This is a genomic window from Stenotrophomonas sp. SPM (assembly GCF_003105135.1).
In the GTDB taxonomy this organism is placed as follows: Bacteria; Pseudomonadota; Gammaproteobacteria; order Xanthomonadales; family Xanthomonadaceae; genus Stenotrophomonas.
In genome coordinates this window covers 1-2,047 of the sequence record NZ_QETL01000196.1, presented here as the reverse complement: position 1 = coordinate 2,047, position 2,047 = coordinate 1, and the positions used below count along the sequence as shown (strand labels likewise).

The 2,047-nt window shown below is 67.1% G+C and carries 3 protein-coding genes; 1 reads left to right on the top strand and 2 read right to left on the bottom strand.

Features of this window, described 5'->3' with window-relative positions; translation table 11 throughout:
• Positions 1 to 7 precede the first annotated feature (7 nt).
• Positions 8 to 451, bottom strand: a complete 444-nt coding sequence (locus tag DCO49_RS19900) for a GatB/YqeY domain-containing protein (protein WP_116865449.1) — start codon at positions 449 to 451, stop codon at positions 8 to 10.
• Between the two features lie 133 nt (positions 452 to 584).
• Entirely contained in the window at positions 585 to 800 is a 216-nt protein-coding gene (gene rpsU / locus DCO49_RS19895; RefSeq protein ID WP_002808376.1) for a 30S ribosomal protein S21, read from the bottom strand.
• Between the two features lie 167 nt (positions 801 to 967).
• Here rpsU and tsaD point away from each other — a divergent pair, with 167 nt between their 5' ends.
• Positions 968 to 1,993 carry a tRNA (adenosine(37)-N6)-threonylcarbamoyltransferase complex transferase subunit TsaD gene (tsaD, locus tag DCO49_RS19890; protein WP_116865448.1) on the top strand — a complete coding sequence of 342 codons (1,026 nt, stop codon included), beginning with the start codon at positions 968 to 970 and terminating at the stop codon, positions 1,991 to 1,993.
• The last annotated feature ends 54 nt before the right edge of the window (positions 1,994 to 2,047 follow it).

Sequence of the window (2,047 nt, the reverse complement as noted above, 5' to 3'; positions counted from 1 at the left end):
CCCAGGCTTACGACAGCTGCTGCTTGACCAGCTTGGACACCAGGCCCATGTCGGCCTGGCCGGCCAGCTTGGGCTTCAGTGCGCCCATCAGCTTGCCCATGTCGGCTGCACCGGTGGCACCGGTCTCGGCAATGGCGGCCTGGATGGCGGCCACGATCTCGGCTTCGCCCATCTTGGCCGGCAGGTAGGCTTCGATCACAACGATCTCGGCGCGCTCGATCTCGGCCAGGTCTTCGCGGTTGGCCGCCTCGTACTGGCTGACCGAGTCCTTGCGCTGCTTGACCATCTTGTCCAGCACGGCAATGACGGCGGTGTCATCCAGCTCGACACGCTCGTCCACTTCCTTCTGCTTGATGGCGGCGTTGATCAGGCGGATCACGCCCAGCTTGTGCTTCTCGCCCGCCTTCATGGCGGCCTTCATGTCGTCGGTGAGCTGCTGCTTCATGCTCATGAGGAACCTCGTGGTGGTGGTGGGGCAGGGGCGGATGCCCGAACCCGGAAACGCAAAAAGCCGGCGACGCTTGCGCGTGCCGGCTTCGGCTCCACTGCGACAGGCAAGCCCATCGCAATGAAGATGCGTCCGATCAGTACAGGCGCTGACGCTTGGTGACGTCGCGCGAGGAACGGCGCAGCTGACGCTTCACAGCAGCGGCGGCCTTGCGCTTGCGCTCCTGGGTCGGCTTTTCGTAGAACTCGCGCTTGCGGGTTTCGGCCAGCACACCGGCCTTTTCGCAAGTGCGCTTGAAGCGGCGAAGAGCAAACTCGAAGGGTTCGTTCTCGCGGACTTTGACGCTGGGCATGGAATCTCCGGGACACAGTAGAACCGGGTCACGCCCGGCGAGCCGCACATTATAGCGGCGAATGGACAAACTGCAAGCGCCCAACCCTGAATACGGGCAAGTCGTCTGCGTGCTATGGATTCTGCCTGTCCCCCCGAGGGGGCGGCAGGGGCGTCATAATAGCAGGCATGCGAGTCCTTGGCATCGAATCTTCCTGTGATGAGACCGGCGTGGCGGTGTATGACACCGACCTGGCCGGCAGCGCGGCCTTGCGCGCCCATGCGGTCTACAGCCAGATCGCCCTGCACGCCGAGTACGGCGGTGTGGTGCCCGAGCTGGCCAGCCGCGACCACGTCCGCAAGCTGCTGCCGCTGGTGCGCCAGACCCTGGCCGAGGCCGGTCTGGGCGTGGGCGACATCGACGGTGTGGCGTACACGGCCGGCCCAGGCCTGGTCGGCGCCCTGCTGGTCGGCGCGGGCGTGGCCCGCTCTCTGGCCTGGGCGCTGGAGGTGCCGGCGATAGGCGTACACCATATGGAAGGCCACCTGCTGGCCCCGTTGATGGAAGACGACCCGCCGGAAGCCCCGTTCGTGGCCCTGCTGGTGTCCGGCGGCCATACCCAGCTGGTGGCGGTGGACGCCATTGGCCAGTACCGCCTGCTGGGCGAGACCCTGGACGATGCGGCCGGCGAGGCTTTCGACAAGACCGCCAAGATGATGGGCCTGCCGTACCCGGGTGGCCCGCAGCTGGCCAGGCTGGCCGAGCAGGGCACGCCGGGCGTCTACCGCTTCGCGCGGCCGATGACCGACCGCCCGGGGCTGGATTTCAGCTTCTCCGGCCTGAAGACCCAGGTCCTGATGGCCTGGCGCGACAGCGACCAGAGCGAACAGACCCGCGCCGACATCGCCCGTGGCTTTGAAGATGCGGTGGTGGAGACCCTGTCGATCAAGTGCGAGCGCGCGCTGGAAGCGGCCGGCACCAACGTGATCGTGGTGGCCGGCGGCGTTGGCGCGAACAAGCGCCTGCGCGCCCGCCTGCAGCAGATGGCCGAGCGCCTGGGCGGCCGCGCCTGTTTTCCGCGTCCGGCGTTGTGCACCGATAACGGCGCGATGATCGCCTTCGCCGGCGCGCTGCGCCTGCAGGCCGGCCAGCACAACCCGCCGAAGGTGGAAGTCACCCCGCGCTGGGACATGGCGACCCTGCCGGCAGTGTGAACCTCTGTCTGTAGAGTCGAGCCATGCTCGACTGCTATTGATGCAGTCGAGCAT

What these genes read in the sequence shown, in the direction of transcription:
- DCO49_RS19900 (WP_116865449.1), bottom strand. Translation starts at nt 451, where the DNA reads ATGAGCATGAAGCAGCAGCTCACCGACGACATGAAGGCCGCCATGAAG.
- rpsU (WP_002808376.1), bottom strand. Translation starts at nt 800, where the DNA reads ATGCCCAGCGTCAAAGTCCGCGAGAACGAACCCTTCGAGTTTGCTCTT.
- tsaD (WP_116865448.1), top strand. Translation starts at nt 968, where the DNA reads ATGCGAGTCCTTGGCATCGAATCTTCCTGTGATGAGACCGGCGTGGCG.